Source organism: Flavobacterium frigoris, assembly GCF_900111075.1.
Taxonomy (GTDB): Bacteria; Bacteroidota; Bacteroidia; order Flavobacteriales; family Flavobacteriaceae; genus Flavobacterium; species Flavobacterium frigoris.
On the sequence record NZ_FOFZ01000006.1, the window covers coordinates 96,694 to 117,106 of the forward strand.

The window sequence follows — 20,413 nt, forward strand, 5'->3', positions numbered from 1 at the left end:
TTAGCAATACAACATGCAGACTTTAAGTCTGATAACCAAATCTATGGACTTTAAGTCCATAGTGGTTTAGTCCAAACAACTAATTATTAGTTCCAAAGCGTTGCAACTTTGGAACTTTTTTAATTTAAATAAGAGAAAAGTGATAGAGTCTAAAGAAAATCTTCCGCTAGATCATATTAAATCATAACTTTGTTAATGCGCTGGATGTAATTACAAAAAACACTCCAATAGACGTTTTTAATGTAATTTTTCTTGTTCTAGATACAATTATCACAAAAAACTAATTGCACTAATGGATAGCTTCGTTTCATCAATTTTGCAATAGCAATCTTAAATCAAAATCGCAATAAATGAATAAAGAAAATGCAGCTGTTGATTCCATTCTAGTTCAGGATTTTAACGGCAACCCAATCGATCTTATAAAAGAATACCAAGGAAAAGCGATTTTGGCTATAATCTATAACAATCAGTGTTTGGGATGTACTGGGCGTGCGATTCCTTTGGCATACCAATTACAGAAGGAAAATGAAGAGGTGCAAGTAGTAGGAATTCATACCAGCTTTAATACTACACCAGTAACTGAAAGTGATATTAAAAGCATTTTTACCATTGAGGAACTTCCTTTTCCTATCTTTTTGGATGAAGGACATATGGTTTACGACCAATTTGATTCCGCAGGAACTCCGCAATGGATTTTAATTACAAAAGAGGGAGTTTTATCTCGTTCGATATTTGGCTCTCAGGAAGGGGCGCAAAATCGTTTATTTTATGCTCTTCAGCAACTCGATTAAAATAGTCTTCAGAGTCTCTCTAGAAAACTTAAGCTAAGTTAGAAAAGAGTTAAATCTATCATAATTGATATAGGTCAACGCTATTGTTGCTTTAGTAATGTAACTTTGTAGGTAGTAATAATTTATAAAAAAGAACATGAGCAAACAGCATTTATTAACATCATATAGTAAAAACATTAACCTCAATAACAGAGTCGTCGTGGCACCTATGACGCGCAGTAGAGCAGATAACGAAGGCCATGTGCCAACTGATGATCTACACGGTTTGTATTACGAACAACGTGCATCAGCAGGTTTAATTATTACAGAGGGTTCTCAAGTATCTACAGAAGCGGTAGGATACATTAATACTCCAGGAATCTACACAGATGAGCAAGTAGAAGGTTGGAAAAATGTAACCAAGCGTGTACATGATAAAGGGGGAAAAATATTTATTCAATTATGGCATGTAGGACGTATGTCGCATCCCGATTTTCATAATGGAGCATTACCGTTATCCGCTTCAGCTATAAATCCGCACGCTAAATCATTTACTCCAGAAGGGTTTAAAGATACTGTTACGCCTAAGGCAATGACTATCGAAGATATTAAAACTACAGTAAAAGATTTTCAAAATGCAGCTGCAAATGCAGTAAAAGCAGGTTTTGATGGCGTAGAAATACATTCCTCTAATGGTTATTTATTTCATCAGTTCTTTAATGGAACGTCTAATAAAAGAACAGATGACTACGGTGGAAGTATTGAAAACAAAACGCGTTTCTTTTTTGAAGTTTTAGATGCGATTAAAGAAGTGATTCCACAAGAAAAAATTGGAGCCCGTTTTAATCCTTCATTGAATGGTCCATTTGGTATGACTATGGATGAAGACACAATCCCAACGTTTGAATACATTATTAAAAAATTAAACGATTATAATTTAGCATACGTGCATCTTTCTGAACCCTTTACAGATGTTTCAGAAATACCTTTTGCTGTGACAGAAATCGCTAAACATTTCCGTCCTTTATATAATGGAACATTAATGATTAATTCAGCATTTGATCAAGAAAAAGGGAATAAAGTAATTGAAGAGGGTTATGCAGATTTAGTAGCTTATGGCAAGCCATATATATCTAATCCGGATTTAGTAGAACGTTTTGAAAACAACTTGGATTTAGCAGAATGGGATCAAGATACGTTTTATACAACAGGAGCAAAAGGGTATACAGATTATCCAAAAGCTTCGAAATAACATAGCAATACAGCAACAGAATTAAAAATAACTTTAAAAGACACATAATTATGGCAACTACAACAGTAAAAGCATATGGTGCTACGGCATCAACAGCAGATTTAAAACCTTTAGACATCGAAAGAAGAGCTGTAGGAAAGGACGATGTAAAAATTGATATTACCTATTGCGGTGTCTGTCATAGTGACATACATACCGCAAGAAACGAATGGAATGGATCAACTTATCCAGTAGTACCAGGACACGAGATTATTGGTCGAGTAGTGGAGGTTGGAAATGCTGTTAATAAATACAAAGTAGGTGATTTAGTAGGAGTTGGCTGTATGGTAGATTCTTGCCAAACATGTTCCTCTTGCAAGCAGGATTTAGAGCAATTTTGCGAAAATGGAGCAACATTTACTTACAATAGTCCAGATAAACATATTGAAGACAAACAAACTTATGGAGGTTATTCAACTTCGGTAGTTGTTGATGAAAAATTTGTATTACGTATCCCGGAAAATTTAGACGAAGCTGCAGCTGCACCTTTATTATGTGCAGGAGTTACAACATGGTCGCCATTAAGTCACTGGAAAGTAAAAAAAGGAGACAAAGTAGGTGTGGTAGGTTTAGGAGGATTAGGTCATATGGGCGTTAAATTTGCCAATGCATTAGGTGCTCATGTGGTTATGATTACGACATCTCCAGAAAAAGGAAAAGATGCTAAACGTTTAGGTGCTCATGAAGTTTTAGTATCTAAAGATGCAGAAGAGATGAAAAAACACCAAAATAGTTTTGATTTCATTTTAAATACCATTCCTGTAGGTCATGAAATGGATCCTTATTTAGGATTACTTAAAATTGATGCAACGATGGTTTTAGTTGGTGCAATAGAACCTTTAAAGCCATTTTCTGGAGGAAATATTATTATGGGACGTAAGCGTATTGCTGGTTCTCTAATTGGAGGAATTAAAGAAACACAAGAGATGTTAGATTTCTGTGGAAAACATAATATTACTAGTGATATCGAGCTTATCAATATACAAGATATAAATGCAGCTTATGACCGTGTTACAAGTAATGATGTAAAATATAGATTTGTAATTGATATGAAATCGCTTAAATAAAAATAGTTTTTTTATATAGTTTTTGAAAAAACAGCATCTAAAGTAGTTTTAGATGCTGTTTTTTGTTTTAGTAAAGTACCGAGTTAAATTAGTATAACCAGCTTGTCACAAATTATAATTTAAAATAACATTCTTAGATATAATTCGACCAATAAACATCCCTTTTTATAAAGATTTAGATTATTATATTTTGAACTATAATTTATATTATGTAAAATAGGAATTGTATTAAAAAGTCTATACTCTTTTAAAAGTCAACAACAATCATATTTTAAACGCTGCTATCTCTACTACAAACAATACAATTAACTAATTAATAAAACCAAGATTTAACATGAGATAATCAAACAAATAAATAAATATTTTATTAATTTTACCCAACAAAATTATCATAAAAATATGAACACGATTATAACACGGATTGCTGATTTTTTAAAAGAATACTCGCCATTTGATCATTTGACATTTGCAGAGTTATCTGAAATTGCTGCCAATATTCGTGTCGTAAATTTAGAAAAAAACAAAACATTGTTTCAGTACAATGATGTATTGCACGATAGTTTTTATGTTGTTGCTTCCGGCGTGATTCATTTATCGGTTATAGCAGACGCTGAAGAAACGATTTTAAATAAATGTCACGAAGGTGCAATTTTTGGTTTACGCCCTTTTTTTGCAAAAAACAACTATAGAATGACTGCAAAAGCACGTGAAGAAAGCGTAGTTTATGCTATTCCAATTGCTGTTTTCAGACCATTTGTAGCAAATAATACCGAAGTTTTAAATTATTTACTGGAGAATTTTGCCACAAATACACCTAGTTCCACGGATAACGAAAATTCACGTAGCAGCCAGATTTCAGATTCCCTATTTTATACGGACAAACAATCTGAAATGCAGTATTTCCAAACGTTATCCTACAACAATACGCCGCTAATAACTACTGCAAACAGCATTGTCAGCGAAGTAGCTCAGCTTATGGCTGAAATGCGAATTACTAGTGCTGTTATTTGTGATGCTTCACTTCCTATCGGAATTGTAACTGATATGGATATGTCTTCTAAAATTGCTACAGGCCGATTTCCAATTACTGCTTCAGTGGATAAAATCATGTCATCACCAGTAATAACAGTACTGGAGAACGTTTCGCTAGCAGAAGCACAATTACTAATGTTAAAAAATAATGTCACTCATTTATGTGTCACTTTAGATGGTACAAATAAATCGAATGTCAAAGGCGTTATTTCAGAGCACGATCTGATTGTTGCGCAAGCCAGTAATCCCGGTGTCCTAATTAAAGAAATTAAGCGCGCTCAAAATGCGAAAGAACTAAAACAAATTAGGGTACGATTGACAGATCTTATTCAAACTTCGATATACAAAAACATTCCTCTTACCCATATTTCAAATATTACATCTGAGATTAATTTTGCACTTTTAAAGCGTGCAATCGAACTTTCGATTCTTGAAATGGGCTCCCCTCCTGCTCGGTTTGCTTGGTTAAGTATTGGTAGCCAGGGAAGGAAAGAACAATTGCTTCTTACAGACCAAGACAGTATTTTAGTTTTTGAAGATGTAGCTACAGAAAAGTATAGAGAAGTAAAAGATTATTTTCTTAATTTAGGAAAAAAAACGACGCTTACACTACAAGAAATAGGCTATGAATTATGCCCTAATGGGCACATGGCAAGTAATATGTCGTGGTGTAAGTCATTAACAGACTGGATAAAACAATATGACAATTGGATGAATACGCCAGGTGAAAGCAATAATAATTTGAGTAGTGTATTTTTTGATTATGAACTTGTTTTTGGCGAGCAAAAAATTGAAGATGCGATTAATAATGTTGTTTTCAAAAACGCAAATAACAATACCTTGTTCTTTGACTTTTTAGGAAATGATGCATTACGAAAAAATTCTCCTTTAAGTTTTTTCAAAAAATTAATTCTTGAAGAAACTGGCCCTAATAAAGATAAGTTTGACATAAAGACTCGTGCTTTAATGCCTCTTATAGATGGCGCCCGTTTATTTACACTCAGTCATGGAATTAAAGGAATTAATAATACCTATACTCGTTTTAAACAATTAGCGATTGAGGATCCTAAATATTCAGAAATTTATCTGAATTGTGCCGAAGCTTTCTTAACTTTATCAAAATTAAGAACTGTAGAGGGCTTAAAAAATGAAAATACTGGTCAGTTTATAAATTTGGAGGAATTATCAAAAATTGATAAAGAAAAGCTAAAAAATGCTCTCGCTCCAATGAGAGAATTAGAAGAATTAATTAAAAACAAGTTTCAACTGACTCAATTTTCCTAGTTATGCTTGATTGGCTAAAATATATCAACAAGGTATATCCGGAATTCTGGAGAACATACCTAGCTAAATTCGATAAAAAATCGAATCGCTATGTTGTTGTCTCTACTGAAAGGACTGGACTGAATCTGGATAAAGATGTTATCTTGACTATTAGCGCTTTTGCCGTTGTGGATGATAGCATACTTATAGGCGATAGTTTTGAAACTATATTATTGCAATATAAATACCTTCATGACAATAAACTTTCAAATGGGTTTATTATCGAAAGTAAGATGACTAAATTAGGGGAAGCAGATGCTATAAAATCCTTTATTGAATTTATTGGTAATTCTGTTTTAGTGGGACACCAAATTGATTTTGATGTCGAAATGATCAATGCAGCCTTGGAGAAATTAGAATGTGGCCGATTGAAAAATGAAGCCTTGGATATCGATATGATGCATCGCAAACTAAATGAAATTACAGATAAGGAATTTACATTAGAACAATTATCTGAAATTTATAAAATCCCACAAAACGATAGAAAGTCATCAACCGAAGATGCCTATAAAACAGCTTTATTATTTCTAAAATTAAAGTCAAGATTAGGGATTAAGTAAAGTGTTTTTTTATTGTTTTAAGCCAACAAAAGCACTGAAACGGCCATGGTGGCTTACTGAAACGGGATTTAGAGAATTAGTTATATCCTCGATTAGAAATGGGATTCCCTTCCTTTTTATTATTTTTATTTCAGGTTCTAGCTCTGTCACCAGTTTAAAATCCATAATATCAGTTACCGCAACAGTATGTATTTTATCCTTTACTATTTTAGTTTTTGTATAGAAAGTATGACCGTTGCATAACACAAATCCGTTATTGGCATTTTCATACACACACACTAACTTCAAAGGAAAATAACCTCGTATACCCGTTGCTCTATTGTAGATTTTATAAGCTGCTTCCTTTCTACTCCATAGGTTCCATACCATCGTATCTGGATTCGCTGCAGTTGAAATAAGCAATTGTTCATCTGGAGTAAATATTTTATCCAGATAGCCCGGTCGTTTCCAATTACTTTCGAATCGGGCTAAAGCCAAATCTACAATGTCGTTTCCAATCACTTCTTAGCTAATTTGGTTTCTATTATCTCCAATGTTGATTTCACATCAACCATTTTTTCCATGGATTCATTATCGATATGGATTTTAAAATAATCTTCAACATCTAAAATGATATCCACCAGATTAGCTGAATTGATATTCAAATCCGTTATGAAGTCTGTATTCTCTGTGAAATTCTCAAAAGCTTCTTCATTATTAATGTAGGGCTTTACGATATTTCTTAATTGTACTAAAGTCTCTTCTCTGTTCATGTTTAATTTTTTTAAACGGTATATTTTTTTAAAATGAGGCAACCGTTAACATCTCCAAAACCAAAACTGGCTTTGGCTATAATATTTAATTCTGTTTCAATCACTTTTTGCGGAATTCTTGAGACATCAATTATGCTTTCAATTTCAGGATTTAGGTCTTCACAATTAATATTGGGAAAAATAAATCCTTCATGCAATTGCAATATCGCAGCGACACTTTCGATACTCCCAGCAGCCGACAAACAATGACCTACCATCGATTTAAGAGAGTTAATGTAGGGAAAATCAATGCCGCTTCGTCCTAAAGCTTCACTCCAATTCTCTATTTCTAAACTGTCTTTAGTCGTAGCAGTTAGATGTCCGTTGATAGCATCGATTGCATCCGCTTGGATTCCCGCATTAGTCATCGCATCTTTGATACACTTTTGAACTGCTATAGGATTTGGAGCCGTCATAGTTCCCAATCCACGCTGTCCGCCTGAATTTACATTTCCACCTAATACTTCAGCATAGATTCGTACCCCGCGTGCAAGCGCTGTTTCAAGTTCTTCTAGTACGAAAGCTCCTGCTCCGCTTCCCGGCACAAATCCGGATGCACTAGCACTCATAGGTCTCGAACCCTTTTCTGGGCTTTCATTGTGCTTAAAAGTACAGACACGCAACGCATCAAAACCACCCCAGATATAAGGGCCGCTGTCACTGGTACTTCCCGCTAGTATTCTGTTAGCCAGTCCTGATTTAATACGCTCATAGGCCATTAACATACTTTCTGCCCCAGTGGTACAGGCAGAAGAATTAGTGGTCACCTGATTTCCTAAGCCTAATTTCCCACCTAAATAAGCACTAACACCACTATTCATTGTCTGAGCTACAGCAGTACTTCCTAGTCTACGGGTTTGTAGATCATCAATTTTATAAATGCTTTCGCGAAATTTATCGATACCCGAGGTTCCTGTACCAAAAATAGTTCCACTGCCCCAATCTGGTTCTTCATTGCTCATAATTGGCAACTCAGCATCCTTCCACGCATCCATTCCTGCAATTACTCCATATAAAATACCCGAGGAGTTAAAGTTTCTCAGTTCTAATTCTGTGAAATAATGCAATGACAATTCCTCAGAAATTTCCGGTTTCCCTGAAATTTGACACGAGAATTGTAGGCGTTCCAAATCTGGGTCTTTCCTGATACCAGAAATCCCATTTTTAATTGCATGGGTAAAGGCATCAAGCCCTACTCCGTTTGGAGCCACTATACCAAGTCCTGTTATTACTACTCTTCTACTCATGGAATTTTTTTTAAACTACTCTATTATAATCGCTGCATCAAACTATCATTCCTGCAATCTCACCAGTACAAACAACAATACCATTCGCATTTGTCATATTCACTTTGCACTTTAATTTACCGAATCTGAAGAACATTTTTTCTGAAACAACCGTAACTTTCTCATTTGGAAATACAGGTTTTAAAAATTCCATATTAGCTGATGTTAAAGCTATTGAAATGTCTTTATTAAAGTCATTATTTAGTAAAAAAATACCTAAGCAAACTAATCCAATTTGAGCCATAGTTTCTGTTAAAATCACACCGGGCGTCACTGGATAGTTTTCAAAATGGCCTTTATAAAAATCTAAGTTTTCATCGAAAGTAAAGTTACCTTCTACTTCACTTTCATCGATTTTAGTGATTTCATCAACAAACAAAAAGGGCTTCGAATACGGTAATCTTGATATAATCTCTTGACTTTTCATCGTTTTTCTCTCTTCTTTGACTAAAACTGCAACAATACTCTTTGTGCCGAAAATCCGGGACCAAAACTTAACATCAATCCAAGATCCCCTTTTGGTGGCCTATTGTCCATGAATCGCTCTAAAACATACAAAACGGTTGCGCTTGACATATTACCATACAAACGCAAAACTTCTTTAGTATCATCGATATTTTTACCTAAATCTGAAAATAAGGCTTCGACTGTTTGTACTATTTTTTTTCCGCCAGGATGAAAAATTAAATGATCCATATCATCAATTTTTAGATTGTTTTTTTCTAAAAAAGGATGGATAATTGTCGGAAAATGAGACGCAATGGTATTTGGTACTTCAATATCTAAAATCATTTGTAAACCGGTATTCGTTAGTTTAAAACCCATCATATGCTCATTTTCATAAAAATGATACATTTCTTCTGCCAGAATTTCGGGGCCTTCATCGTCTTCGTGGGACGAAAGTAAAACGCAGGCAGCTCCATCTCCAAAAATGGCGGCACTTACAATATTAGCCATCGAAAAATCATTCAATTGAAATGTTGCTGTTGGACTTTCTACTGCGATTACTGCTGCGCGTTTACCAGGATTGGACTGCAGGAAGTTTTTGGCATAAATAATACCTGAAACACCAGCGGCACATCCCATTTCAGTTACAGGCAGCCTTACAATATCCTGACGTAGTTTTAGCTTATTTATTAAATAGGCGTCTAACGAAGGAATCATGATGCCGGTACAACTTACTGTGATGATATAATCTAAATCTTCCGGCTTCCATCCCGATTTCAACAATGCCTTTTGTAGTACTTTTTCGCCTAAATCGATGACTTCACGAACATAAATATCATTTCTTTCTTCAAATGATGTTTTTGTAAAAACTTCAATAGGATCCATAATGGAATAGCGTTTATCTACTGCCGCACCCTCAAATATTTTTTTTACTTTTCTAATAAAACGTTCGTCTTGTCCCGTGAGCCAAGCGTCCAGAAACGGAATAATTTCTTCTGTAGTTCTGGAATACTTTGGTAGTTGTTTTGTAACTGTATTTATTTTTACACTCATATCTTTGAAATTATCCATTGGTATCTAAAAGCCCATTTCCATTGGATTTTATAGTTGCTAAAATTTAATTTTTTCGAAAAACGAAGTAACTCTTCTTTTTTAAATCCTCTTAATATCGAAACCAAACCATCTTCCCTTGACATAGCATTCAATTGAAAAACAAAACACAAGGATTGAAACAACCGGTAAGCGACAGCACTTCTATGTAAATCATTAATTACCACACCAAGGCTAGCATTTTCATAAAACGTGGTCATTATTTTGATAATTTCATCTTCCTTAAAATGATGTAAAGTCAAGGTGCACAATATAATATCGTACTTTAGCTCTTTAAAAGGTTTATCAAATATATCTTCACAGCGATACGCTATATTTGGATATTTTTTTGATAAGTCAATAGCATGATTTACCGTAAAATTGTTTGCGTCAACCCCAATTAGGTTAAATTTTAAATTATGCTGTATGCCATAATCGGCAAGTGTTCTCAACATATCGCCGTTACCACAACCCACATCAACAATCGTGATTTCAGTTGTTTTAGGACTTTTGGCAATCAACTTCTTCACTCCTAGTAAAGTTAACTTGTTTCCACCTAATAGCTGATTTATTTTAGCAATTTTATCTAAAGCTTCACGCAAAATTTCGCCTTCTAAAGCAAAATCATCCATGATCTCTGGTTCATCAGTTCTGTATTTAGTATTTAACAACATATCTGATTAAAGTATAATGGGTTTACCATGGGTTTTTCTTATAATTATTCTTAAAATGAATGGGAATCTAACTATTATACGCATAAGAAACTCTGAAAGTTTTTCTTTCTGTAAAATTTTCGATAATATTCGCCCCATTTTTAATCTATTACTAAAATTGTGATTCCATTGTTCCAAATATTTTTTTTCTAATGAAGTCCTAGATTTAATTTCGCCTTTACAATAAGCACCAACTAAATCGGAAGCGATTTTAGCACTATGAATAGCCATCGCCATTCCATTACCACACAAAGGATGTATGAGCCCAGCAGTATCGCCTATCATAAGAATACTATTTTCTACTGCGCTTTTTTCCTCGAAAGAAATCTGGCTTATCGTTAACGGCTTTTCAAAAATCATCGTACTGGTATCCAAAATTACTTTTAAGTGCGGATTTTTGGATACCACGTCTTGCTGATACTCTTGGATATTTTTGTGTTTTTTAAAAGTAGTATAATCCGCTAAATAGCAAATATTAATTGCGTCATTTTCCACTTTAGAAACACCACAATAACCTCCTTTAAAATTATGCAATCCAACCAAATCACTTGGAAAATTTCCTGAATAATGTGCTTTTACCGCTAGCCAGGATGATTTTTTCTGAATAAAACTTCTATTCAATTTCTGATCAATATTAGAACGTTTCCCAAAAGCGCCAATTACAATTTCTGCCTTTAGAATTGTACTATCTGAAGTTATTACTGTGAATTGATTCTCTTTAAAATTAATACTTTCAACAGTGTCTTGTATGATGCTACAACCATTTTCCAGCGCTTTATGATACAACAATTCGTCCAGTGCGTATCGACTGATCCCAAAACCTCCAAGTGGCAATTCAATAGTTATTGATTTTCCTTTTTCTGTCGAAAATTGCAGTTGACTAATGTTTGTAGGATGTAATTTAACAACACTGATATCCAGCCATTCTAGATAAGGTAACACTTCGTTTGAAATGTATTCTCCACAAACTTTATGTTTTGGAAATTCATTTTTTTCTATTAAAATAACGGGGACACCTATTTTAGATAAATGAATAGCTGACGTAAGTCCCGCTAATCCTCCACCAACAATTATAACAGACGCAGTCTTTTCCATAGTTTAGCTAATTTAGGTTATTTCCTGCGAAAAAAACAGCTTAAAATTAAAAAATAAAACTTCCAATGCTGAAGCAGCTTTCTTTATAAAATTATAAAAAGACTTCATATTTTATTTCGTTTTATATTTCATCCACAACTTCATAATTCAGTTAAGTACGAGCATCTTATAAATTAGAGAAAAAACAACCTGTATTTTATCAAGTTTGGCTATCTGATCTACATCATCTGAAACGTATTGACTTATTTAGTTCAACAAATTGTTTCACAATTTTTAGATATTTTTTGTTATAAAACAATTAAGTATTAGATTTGTTTACCTATGGATACAATCAATAGTAAGAGATCATTAATATTTATACCTATAACTCTATTAGTAGTTTATTTTTGTGCTGGAATTTTTTTTAATCCGGCTAATGCTATTTATATTAAACCTTTTATAATTCCAACTTTTATAATTTATGCGGTAATTAATAATTTTGAGAAACTTACTCTAAATTATTATTTATACGTTATTTTCTTTTATGTAAATGAGATACTAATTTTGTTTTGGGAAGATTCAATACTACTATTTAGAACTGCATTAGTAGCATCCTTTTTTTGTTATTTAGCACTAATAAATTTAGGCTATAATTCAATTAAAAACAAAAAACTTTACACTCTACCGCAAGGATTTTCACTTTTTATATTAACCATAAATTGTGTGTTTTTAATAGCAATCTTATATATTTTAATGTCTGTTATTAGTGATAGTTATCTTAACATCATTTTAATTTTTAATGCAGTAGTCGCTGTTTTTCTGGGTGTTACAGCCGTTTTATATCTGGGAAAATTTGGAAATAAAAAAGCATACTATTACTTTTTTGGTGCTTTTGCTTTAATTTTTAACGATGTTTTTGCCGCTATTGGAACTTATTTTATTCAAGATGTAGTTTTAAACACCTTTGATAGAGTATTGCATTTTACTTCGTTTTATCTAATTTACCTGTTTGCTATAACTGATAAAAAAAAGGTTGAAAATCTTTCGACAGATTCTCAACCTTAAACTTTATTATACTTTATTATCTTTAATTTCGTCCACAATTTCAGGATTCAGTAAAGTAGAAGTATCTCCGAAATTAGAAAAATCACCTTCTGCAATTTTCCTAAGAATTCTTCGCATAATTTTACCTGAACGCGTTTTGGGTAAACCAGAAACAAACTGTATTTTATCTAGTTTGGCTATCGGTCCTACATGATCTGAAATGTATTGATTTATTTCTTTAAACAAATTTTCTTTTTTCCTGATTTCTCCAGTTTCTTTTAAAATCACATAACCATAAAGTGCATTCCCTTTTATGTCATGAGGAAAGCCAACAATAGCACTCTCTGCAACTGCAGGATGTTCATTTATAGCATCTTCAATGGGAGCAGTACCCAGATTATGTCCTGAAACAATAACGACATCGTCCACACGACCCGTTATTCTATAATAGCCCACTTCATCACGTAAAGCACCATCACCAGTGAAATAAGTCCCTGGAAAGGCCGAAAAATAAGTGTCTTTATAACGCTGATGATTACCCCAAATTGTTCTTGCAATTCCGGGCCAAGGAAACTTAATACACAAACTTCCTACGACTTGATTTCCTTCTATTTCATTACGGTTTTCATCCATTAATACCGGCTGGATTCCCGGTAAGGGTAAAGTCGCATAAGTAGGTTTAGTTGGCGTTACAAATGCAATTGGAGAAATCATAATACCTCCAGTTTCAGTTTGCCACCAGGTGTCCACTACAGGGCATTTTTTTTGTCCTACATGGTCATTATACCAGTGCCATGCTTCTTCGTTAATGGGCTCTCCAACCGAACCAATTACTTTTAAGGTTTTTAAATGATGTTTTTGAACATATTCTAAATTTTCTTTGGCCAAAGCACGAATGGCTGTTGGCGCAGTATAAAATTGCGTAATTTTATGTTTTTCGATAATTTCCCAGAAACGACTAAAATCTGGATACGAAGGAACACCTTCAAAAATTACAGTTGTAGCTCCATTCAATAAAGGGCCATATAAAGAATAGGAATGTCCCGTTATCCAACCAATATCAGCAGTACACCAAAAGATGTCGTTTTCTTCGTAATTGAAGACATTTTTAAAAGTATAAGCGGTATAAACCATATATCCTGCCGTCGTATGTACCATTCCTTTTGGTTTTCCTGTCGAACCAGAAGTGTACAGAATAAACAAAGGATCCTCAGAATCCATTATTTCAGCAACACTATTGTCTGAAGCTTCATCTAATAAAGGCTGTAACCAAATATCTCTACCTTCTTTCATGGTAATTCCGGTACCGGTTCTTTTCACAACCAATACCTTTTCTACTGACGTACATTTTTCTAAGGCTTCGTCAATTATTTCTTTTAATTCGATTGTTTTATTTCCACGATAGCCACCATCTGATGTGATCACCATCTTACATTCACTGTCCATTATTCGTGTAGCCACGGCAGAAGCTGAAAATCCTGCAAAAACTACGGAATGAATAGCCCCAATTCTCGCACAGGCTAAAATTGAAACCGCTAATTCGGGGATCATTGGTAGATAAATACAAACTCGGTCTCCTTTGGCAATGCCTTTTTCGCGCAAAACGTTTGCCATTTTACAAACGCGCTGATGCAGTACGTTATAGGAAATATGTAAAGCTTCCTCATTTGGGTTATTGGGTTCAAAAATGATTGCCGTCTTTTCTCCTCTTTTATTAAGGTGTCTGTCAATACAGTTTTTAGCCATATTTACTTTTGCTTCGGTGAACCACTTAATTTCAGCTTCGGCCATATCAAATTCAACCACTTTATCCCATTGCTGGTACCAAGTAAAATTCTCTTCTGCGATTTTACCCCAAAATTTTCGGGGTTCACGGACAGATTTGTTATAATGTTTGAAGTATTGTTCGAAGTTTTGAATCTTATAGTAGCTCATGCTTATTTATTTTTTATAAAAGTATTAAAATTCTCTCTATTCCAAAAACAAAAAAATTTATAAATTCCCCTGATAAATTAAATACTCCATAATAATACAACGGCATAAACAAATATTTCTTAATAACATGTTGTTTTTGTACAATTTGATAGAACGCAAAAAAGACGAAGTAGATTTTCTACCCCGTCTTTTTTCATTAACAATATTTATAACAATTAATTTAATATTGAATAGACACCATTGATTAACCAAAAATCATAGCGTAAAAAACTTCAATAATACTATTTTAATATTCAGTACTTAAAACCCAATTTTTTGATTTTAAAAAATTTACTATTTGTAAAGGAACTACTTCACTTAACTTTTAGCTCGGTAGAAGTTAAGTGAATGTAATAAGCTTCCATATCCATTATTACTGTTTTAATATCTTGTTTACTAATCCAAAATAGTGGAAAACAAATAATACAGAGCAAATTACAGCACACCCTCCTGTGTGGCAATTCCTATTTTTTAGTTATCCAATTTTTTTCATTGCAGTCATGGACTCTCTAAGCCACTCGCCTGTTTCTTCAATAGGATGTTGACGGATACTTTTATTAACAGCAATCAAAACAGAATTTTCTGTGCTATTTGAATTAGAGAAAGGTTTGCCAATCACATTTGTTTCAATAGTTTTCATAAAATCAGCCAATAAAGGTTTACATGCATGATCAAATAAATAACAACCATATTCTGCAGTATCAGAAATAATTCTATTCATTTCATATAATTTTTTTCTAGCTACTGTATTGGCAATCAATGGCAATTCATGAAGGGACTCATAATAAGCTGACTCTTCAATAATTCCTGTCTCCGTCATCGTTTCAAAAGCCAATTCTACACCTGCTTTGACCATTGCAATCATCAATACTCCATTATCAAAGTATTCTTGTTCAGAAATAGTAGCCGAAGTAGCTGCTGTCTTCTCAAAATTAGTTTCGGCAGTTGCTGCTCTCCAAGTCAATAAGTTAACATCATCATTAGCCCAGTCAATCATCATATTTTTTGAAAATTCACCTGAAATGATATCATCCATATGTTTTTGAAATAAAGGACGCATAATGTCTTTTAACTCATCAGCTAACCGATAAGCTTCTACTTTTGAAGGATTATTCAAACGATCCATCATATTGGTAATTCCGCCATGTTTCAAAGCTTCAGTTACAGTTTCCCAACCGTATTGGATTAATTTTGAAGCATACGCTGGTTCAATTCCTTTTTCGACCATTTTATCAAAACATAAAATAGATCCGGTTTGTAGCATTCCGCAAAGAATTGTTTGCTCTCCCATTAAATCCGATTTTACTTCGGCAACAAAAGAAGAGTTCAGAACTCCTGCTTTATGACCTCCTGTAGCAACAGCATACGCTTTTGCTTGAGCAAAACCAACATTCTCAGGATCATTTTCAGGATGTACAGCTATTAAGGTAGGTACACCAAAACCTCTTTTATACTCTTCACGAACCTCAGATCCAGGACATTTTGGAGCACACATAATAACAGTAATGTCTTTACGTATTTGCATTCCTTCTTCTACAATATTAAATCCGTGAGAATAAGCTAATGTTGAACCTTTCTTCATCAATGGCATAATTGCAGTAACTACCGCAGTATGCTGCTTGTCTGGCGTAAGGTTACAAACTAAATCAGCTGTAGGGATTAAATCTTCATACGTTCCCACCGTAAAACCATTATCAGCAGCATTCATAAAAGAGGCTCTCTTTTGTGTAATTGCTTCGGCTCTTAGCGCATAAGAAATGTCTAAACCTGAATCTCTCATGTTTAAACCCTGGTTTAATCCTTGTGCTCCACAACCAACAATAACTACTTTTTTTCCTTTTAAAGCTGCTATACCATCAGCAAATTCGGATTGGTCCATGAATTCGCAAACGCCTAATTGTTCTAATTGTAATCTAAGTGGTAATGAATTGAAATAATTTGCCATTGTCTAATTTTTATTTATTTTTTAGTTCTTCTAATAGTGTTGATATTTCCATTTTCTCTTTGGAAACTGATATTCTTCCTGAACGTACAAACTGCATGATTCCGAAAGGTTTTAATTTATTGTATAGTTCCTCAATGTCAGAACGTCTTCCCGATTTTGAAATCACAAAAAAGTCTCTAGATACGGTAACTATTTCTGAGTTGCTTTCTTTTATTATATTTTGAATTAGCTTTTCGTCGAATAGTAATCCCGATTCTATTTTGAATAAGGCATTTTCCAAGAAAATAGTTTCCTCATCAATATGATAAAAGGCTTTTATAACCTCAATTTGTTTTTCGATTTGGCCTACAATATTTTGCACCCATTTTTCTGTAGTATGTACCACAATTACAAATCTAGAAACGTTTTCGATCTCTGATTCTGAAACATTTAAACTCAGTATATTAATGTGTCGCTTTAAGAATATACCTGATATTCTATTTAAGAGACCAACGTTGTTTTCTGAATAAACAGAAATGGTGAATGTTTGATTTTCCATAATATTAACTTAATCTGATATCAGAAACAGAAGCTCCTGTTGGAATCATAGGGAATACATTATTTTCTTTTTCTACCATAACCTCAAGGAAATAAGATTCTTTTGAAGCCATCATTTCGGCAACAGCAGCATCTAAATCTTCTCTTTTGGTTACTTTTTTAGCTTTGATATAATAGCCTTCTGCAATAGCAACAAAATTAGGGTTGGTCATTTCAGTAGAAGCATATCGCCTATCAAAAAATAATTGCTGCCACTGGCGCACCATTCCTAAAAATTCATTGTTTAGTATTACAATTTTAACCGGGACTTTCGTCTGAAAAATAGTTCCTAATTCTTGAATGGTCATTTGAAATCCGCCATCACCTATAATAGCAACCACTTCCCTATCTGGCATCCCCATCTTAGCACCAATCGCCGCCGGCAATGCAAAGCCCATTGTTCCTAATCCTCCAGAAGTAACATTACTTTTAGTCGAGTTGAATTTAGCATACCTGCACGTAAACATTTGGTGTTGGCCCACATCCGAGACCATTATTGCATCTCCTTTAGAATGTTTGTTAATCATTTCGATTGTTTCACCCATAGAAATTCCTTCTTTCTTAGGTTTCAATTCATCATTGATCACAGCCTCTAATTCAATTTTATATAATTCTTTGAACTCATTGTGCCAAGATTCATGTGCATTATTTTCGATAAAAGGAAGCAAAGCTGCTAGCGCTTCTTTAACGTCAGCTAAAACAGCCACTTCTGTTTTTACATTTTTGTCTATCTCAGCTGCATCAATTTCAAAGTGAATTACTTTGGCTTGTTTTGCATACGTTTCTAAATTTCCGGTTACACGGTCATCAAAACGCATTCCTAGCGCAATTAAAACATCACATTCATTGGTTAAAATATTAGGTGCATAATTTCCGTGCATTCCTAACATCCCAACGTTTAAAGGGTACTCTGTAGGCAATGCAGAAAGTCCTAAAATTGTCCAAGCAGCAGGTATTCCTGATTTTTCAACAAATGCTTTCAATAACTCTTCGGCTTGACCAAGAATAATCCCTTGACCAAAAACAATAAATGGTTTTTTAGCCTTGTTAATTAATTCCGCCGCTTCTTTTACTTTTTCAATATTCAAAGTAGGTTTTGGATTGTAGCTTCTAATTCCCGTACACTTTTTATAACTGAATTCGAATTCATCAAATTGTGCGTTTTTAGTAATATCTACTAAAACGGGTCCTGGACGTCCTGATCTGGCGATATAGAAAGCCTTTGCCATGATTTCTGGAATCTCAGAAGCTTCGGTAATTTGGTAATTCCATTTGGTTACTGGAGTTGAAATTCCAATAATATCAGTTTCCTGAAAGGCATCAGAACCCAGTAGATGTTTCCCTACCTGACCTGTGATACAAACCATAGGTGTCGAATCAATTTGCGCATCTGCAATTCCCGTTACCAAGTTTGTAGCTCCTGGACCTGAAGTTGCAATCGCTACTCCTACTTTTCCAGTAGCTCTTGCAAATCCTTGCGCTGCATGTGTAGCGCCTTGCTCATGACGTACTAAAACATGGTGCAATTGATCTTTAAATTTATATAACTCGTCATAAACTGGCATGATTGCTCCACCTGGATAACCGTAAACCAAATCTACTCCTTCTTCTAATAAGCATCTAATTACAGCTTCTGCACCAGATATTTTTTTTGTTCCCATCGGTATTTATTTATTCGCTTCAGCGCAAAGGCTCTAGGCTTTATTTGTCAGTAACACAACCTGTTGAGGCACTAGAAACTGATCGTACATATTTTAGTAATACTCCTTTTTTTACTTTTAAATCAGGCTGAACCCAATTGGCGCGCCTTGTTGCAAACTCTTCGTCAGAAATTTTCAGGTTAATAGTGTTTTTGACCGCATCAATAGTGATAATATCTCCATTTTTGACTAATGCAATTCCACCACCATCAAAAGCCTCTGGCGTAACGTGACCAACAACAAAGCCATGTGAACCACCAGAAAATCTACCGTCAGTAATTAAAGCTACACTTTTTCCTAATCCAGCACCCATAATGGCTGATGTAGGTTTAAGCATTTCCGGCATTCCTGGCCCACCTTTAGGTCCACAGTATCGAATGACGACTACATTACCTGGTTTTACTTCACCACCACGCACTCCAGTTATCACATCATGCTCGTTTTCATAAACAATTGCGTCACCTTCGAAGTATTCTCCTTCGTTACCGCTAATTTTTGCAACACAACCTTCTTCGGCAAGATTCCCGTATAGAATTTGGATATTTCCTGTTGCTTTTAATGCTTTCTGAATTTCGTGTATTACTTCTTGTCCATCATTCAAATCCGGAACAACAGCTAAGTTCTCCGCTAATGTTTTTCCGGTTACCGTTAAACAGTCTCCGTGCAACAGTCCTTGTTTTAATAAATATTTCATTACTGCAGGAACTCCACCAGCTTCATGCAGGTCTTCCATAAGATATTTACCACTTGGTTTCAAATCTGCAAGCAATGGTGTTTTATCACTAATATCTTGGAAATCTTTAAGTGTAATTTCGATGTCCACCGCATGTGCCATCGCAATTAAATGCATTACCGCATTGGTAGAACCACCTAAAACGGCTACCATCGTAATTGCATTTTCAAAAGCTTTACGTGTCATGATATCTCTAGGTTTGATATCTTTTTCTAACAAGATTCTGATTGCTTTTCCAGCATCGATACATTCTTGTTTTTTCTCTTCGCTTAATGCAGGATTAGAAGAACTAAAAGGTAAACTCATCCCTAAAGCTTCAATCGCCGAAGACATAGTGTTTGCGGTATACATTCCGCCACAAGCTCCTGCTCCAGGACACGCATTTTGAATTACTCCCTTGAAATCCTCAGGTTCAATCGTGTTGTTGAATTTTTTTCCTAATGCTTCAAATGCAGAAACAATGTTTAAAGATTCTCCTTTCCATTTACCGGAATGAATTGAACCTCCATAAACCATAATCGATGGACGATTTACTCTCCCCATAGCAATTACAGATCCTGGCATATTTTTATCACAACCGGGAACAGCGATTAAACCGTCATACCATTGAGCTCCCATTACTGTTTCGATAGAATCTGCAATGACATCTCGAGAAACCAAAGAAAAACGCATTCCGTCAGTTCCATTAGAAATACCGTCACTTACCCCAATAGTATTAAAAATTAATCCTACTAAATCTTCTTTCCAGACCCCTTTTCTAATTTCTTTAGCCAGTCCATTCAAGTGCATATTACAGGTATTGCCTTCGTAACCCATACTAACAATGCCAATTTGTGCTTTCTTTAAATCTTCTTCAGTCAGACCAATTCCGTACAACATGGCTTGCGCCGCAGGTTGTGTTTCGTCTTGAGTTATGGTCTTGCTATATTTATTTAATTCCATTTATTGTGATGTATCTGTATTTTTTTATTTAATTCGAAAAATTAAAAAGTATACTA

At 34.4% G+C, this 20,413-nt stretch carries 18 protein-coding genes; 6 read left to right on the forward strand and 12 right to left on the reverse strand.

All coding sequences use genetic code 11. From position 1 onward, the window contains the following. Positions 1 to 350 precede the first annotated feature (350 nt). The 5 genes from BMW63_RS09860 to BMW63_RS09880 all read left to right on the forward strand — a co-directional run bounded on the left by BMW63_RS09860 (position 351) and on the right by BMW63_RS09880 (position 6,043). Positions 351 to 791 carry a TlpA family protein disulfide reductase gene (locus BMW63_RS09860; RefSeq protein ID WP_074723304.1) on the forward strand — a complete coding sequence of 147 codons (441 nt, stop codon included), beginning with the start codon at positions 351 to 353 and terminating at the stop codon, positions 789 to 791. Between the two features lie 136 nt (positions 792 to 927). After that, positions 928 to 2,022 carry an alkene reductase gene (locus tag BMW63_RS09865; RefSeq protein ID WP_074723305.1) on the forward strand — a complete coding sequence of 365 codons (1,095 nt, stop codon included), beginning with the start codon at positions 928 to 930 and terminating at the stop codon, positions 2,020 to 2,022. A gap of 50 nt (positions 2,023 to 2,072) precedes the next feature. Beyond that, positions 2,073 to 3,128, forward strand: coding sequence for an NAD(P)-dependent alcohol dehydrogenase (locus BMW63_RS09870; protein WP_074723306.1), 1,056 nt, complete (start codon positions 2,073 to 2,075; stop codon positions 3,126 to 3,128). A 399-nt stretch (positions 3,129 to 3,527) separates the two neighbouring features. Next, positions 3,528 to 5,444, forward strand: a complete 1,917-nt coding sequence (locus tag BMW63_RS09875; RefSeq protein ID WP_074723307.1) for a DUF294 nucleotidyltransferase-like domain-containing protein — start codon at positions 3,528 to 3,530, stop codon at positions 5,442 to 5,444. Between the two features lie 2 nt (positions 5,445 to 5,446). Continuing rightward, entirely contained in the window at positions 5,447 to 6,043 is a 597-nt protein-coding gene (locus tag BMW63_RS09880; protein ID WP_074723308.1) for a 3'-5' exonuclease, read from the forward strand. Positions 6,044 to 6,052: 9 nt separating this feature from the next. Here BMW63_RS09880 and BMW63_RS09885 read toward each other — a convergent pair whose 3' ends face one another. From BMW63_RS09885 to BMW63_RS09915, 7 genes are read right to left on the reverse strand one after another with little or no spacing between them, the layout of a single operon-like run. Beyond that, complete coding sequence (locus BMW63_RS09885; protein WP_074723309.1) at positions 6,053 to 6,544, reverse strand: 4'-phosphopantetheinyl transferase family protein; 492 nt, start codon at positions 6,542 to 6,544, stop codon at positions 6,053 to 6,055. Next, entirely contained in the window at positions 6,541 to 6,795 is a 255-nt protein-coding gene (locus BMW63_RS09890; RefSeq protein ID WP_074723396.1) for an acyl carrier protein, read from the reverse strand. Before BMW63_RS09890 ends, BMW63_RS09885 begins: the two co-directional genes overlap by 4 nt. 11 nt (positions 6,796 to 6,806) lie before the next feature. Further along, on the reverse strand, positions 6,807 to 8,081 hold the full coding sequence (locus BMW63_RS09895; protein WP_074723310.1) for a beta-ketoacyl-[acyl-carrier-protein] synthase family protein: 1,275 nt from the start codon (positions 8,079 to 8,081) through the stop codon (positions 6,807 to 6,809). Between the two features lie 37 nt (positions 8,082 to 8,118). After that, positions 8,119 to 8,547, reverse strand: coding sequence for a 3-hydroxyacyl-ACP dehydratase FabZ family protein (locus tag BMW63_RS09900; protein ID WP_074723311.1), 429 nt, complete (start codon positions 8,545 to 8,547; stop codon positions 8,119 to 8,121). 20 nt (positions 8,548 to 8,567) lie between these two features. Further along, positions 8,568 to 9,620 carry a type III polyketide synthase gene (locus tag BMW63_RS09905; RefSeq protein WP_074723397.1) on the reverse strand — a complete coding sequence of 351 codons (1,053 nt, stop codon included), beginning with the start codon at positions 9,618 to 9,620 and terminating at the stop codon, positions 8,568 to 8,570. Further along, positions 9,617 to 10,330, reverse strand: a complete 714-nt coding sequence (locus tag BMW63_RS09910; RefSeq protein WP_074723312.1) for a methyltransferase domain-containing protein — start codon at positions 10,328 to 10,330, stop codon at positions 9,617 to 9,619. The genes BMW63_RS09905 and BMW63_RS09910 overlap by 4 nt, the downstream gene beginning before the upstream one ends. A gap of 6 nt (positions 10,331 to 10,336) precedes the next feature. Next, positions 10,337 to 11,464: an NAD(P)/FAD-dependent oxidoreductase gene (locus BMW63_RS09915; RefSeq protein ID WP_074723313.1), complete on the reverse strand. Its 1,128-nt coding sequence runs from the start codon at positions 11,462 to 11,464 to the stop codon at positions 10,337 to 10,339. Between the two features lie 321 nt (positions 11,465 to 11,785). Here BMW63_RS09915 and BMW63_RS09920 point away from each other — a divergent pair, with 321 nt between their 5' ends. Then, a complete protein-coding gene (locus BMW63_RS09920) occupies positions 11,786 to 12,508 on the forward strand; it encodes a hypothetical protein (RefSeq protein WP_074723314.1) in 723 nt (240 codons plus the stop codon). A gap of 6 nt (positions 12,509 to 12,514) precedes the next feature. Here the strand turns inward: BMW63_RS09920 and acs are convergent, their stop codons facing one another. From acs to ilvD, 5 genes are all read right to left on the reverse strand, one after another. Further along, positions 12,515 to 14,422 (reverse strand): acetate--CoA ligase, encoded by a 1,908-nt coding sequence (gene acs / locus BMW63_RS09925; protein ID WP_074723315.1) that lies wholly within the window; start codon positions 14,420 to 14,422, stop codon positions 12,515 to 12,517. A gap of 514 nt (positions 14,423 to 14,936) precedes the next feature. Next, the gene (gene ilvC / locus BMW63_RS09930; RefSeq protein WP_074723316.1) at positions 14,937 to 16,406 is read right to left on the reverse strand and encodes a ketol-acid reductoisomerase; all 1,470 of its coding nucleotides are present in this window, start codon (positions 16,404 to 16,406) and stop codon (positions 14,937 to 14,939) included. A 10-nt stretch (positions 16,407 to 16,416) separates the two neighbouring features. Continuing rightward, positions 16,417 to 16,944: an acetolactate synthase small subunit gene (gene ilvN / locus BMW63_RS09935; RefSeq protein WP_074723317.1), complete on the reverse strand. Its 528-nt coding sequence runs from the start codon at positions 16,942 to 16,944 to the stop codon at positions 16,417 to 16,419. Positions 16,945 to 16,948: 4 nt separating this feature from the next. Then, positions 16,949 to 18,643 (reverse strand): biosynthetic-type acetolactate synthase large subunit, encoded by a 1,695-nt coding sequence (gene ilvB, locus BMW63_RS09940; protein ID WP_074723318.1) that lies wholly within the window; start codon positions 18,641 to 18,643, stop codon positions 16,949 to 16,951. 40 nt (positions 18,644 to 18,683) lie between these two features. Then, positions 18,684 to 20,357, reverse strand: a complete 1,674-nt coding sequence (ilvD, locus tag BMW63_RS09945) for a dihydroxy-acid dehydratase (RefSeq protein ID WP_074723319.1) — start codon at positions 20,355 to 20,357, stop codon at positions 18,684 to 18,686. Positions 20,358 to 20,413 lie beyond the last annotated feature (56 nt).

Coding starts and splice junctions, on each gene's coding strand:
- BMW63_RS09870 (WP_074723306.1), top strand. CDS start 2,073: ATGGCAACTACAACAGTAAAAGCATATGGTGCTACGGCATCAACAGCA.
- ilvC (WP_074723316.1), bottom strand. CDS start 16,406: ATGGCAAATTATTTCAATTCATTACCACTTAGATTACAATTAGAACAA.
- ilvN (WP_074723317.1), bottom strand. CDS start 16,944: ATGGAAAATCAAACATTCACCATTTCTGTTTATTCAGAAAACAACGTT.
- BMW63_RS09905 (WP_074723397.1), bottom strand. CDS start 9,620: ATGAGTGTAAAAATAAATACAGTTACAAAACAACTACCAAAGTATTCC.
- BMW63_RS09880 (WP_074723308.1), top strand. CDS start 5,447: ATGCTTGATTGGCTAAAATATATCAACAAGGTATATCCGGAATTCTGG.
- BMW63_RS09890 (WP_074723396.1), bottom strand. CDS start 6,795: ATGAACAGAGAAGAGACTTTAGTACAATTAAGAAATATCGTAAAGCCC.
- BMW63_RS09915 (WP_074723313.1), bottom strand. CDS start 11,464: ATGGAAAAGACTGCGTCTGTTATAATTGTTGGTGGAGGATTAGCGGGA.
- BMW63_RS09920 (WP_074723314.1), top strand. CDS start 11,786: ATGGATACAATCAATAGTAAGAGATCATTAATATTTATACCTATAACT.
- BMW63_RS09875 (WP_074723307.1), top strand. CDS start 3,528: ATGAACACGATTATAACACGGATTGCTGATTTTTTAAAAGAATACTCG.
- BMW63_RS09900 (WP_074723311.1), bottom strand. CDS start 8,547: ATGAAAAGTCAAGAGATTATATCAAGATTACCGTATTCGAAGCCCTTT.
- ilvD (WP_074723319.1), bottom strand. CDS start 20,357: ATGGAATTAAATAAATATAGCAAGACCATAACTCAAGACGAAACACAA.
- BMW63_RS09865 (WP_074723305.1), top strand. CDS start 928: ATGAGCAAACAGCATTTATTAACATCATATAGTAAAAACATTAACCTC.
- BMW63_RS09910 (WP_074723312.1), bottom strand. CDS start 10,330: ATGTTGTTAAATACTAAATACAGAACTGATGAACCAGAGATCATGGAT.
- acs (WP_074723315.1), bottom strand. CDS start 14,422: ATGAGCTACTATAAGATTCAAAACTTCGAACAATACTTCAAACATTAT.
- ilvB (WP_074723318.1), bottom strand. CDS start 18,643: ATGGGAACAAAAAAAATATCTGGTGCAGAAGCTGTAATTAGATGCTTA.
- BMW63_RS09860 (WP_074723304.1), top strand. CDS start 351: ATGAATAAAGAAAATGCAGCTGTTGATTCCATTCTAGTTCAGGATTTT.
- BMW63_RS09895 (WP_074723310.1), bottom strand. CDS start 8,081: ATGAGTAGAAGAGTAGTAATAACAGGACTTGGTATAGTGGCTCCAAAC.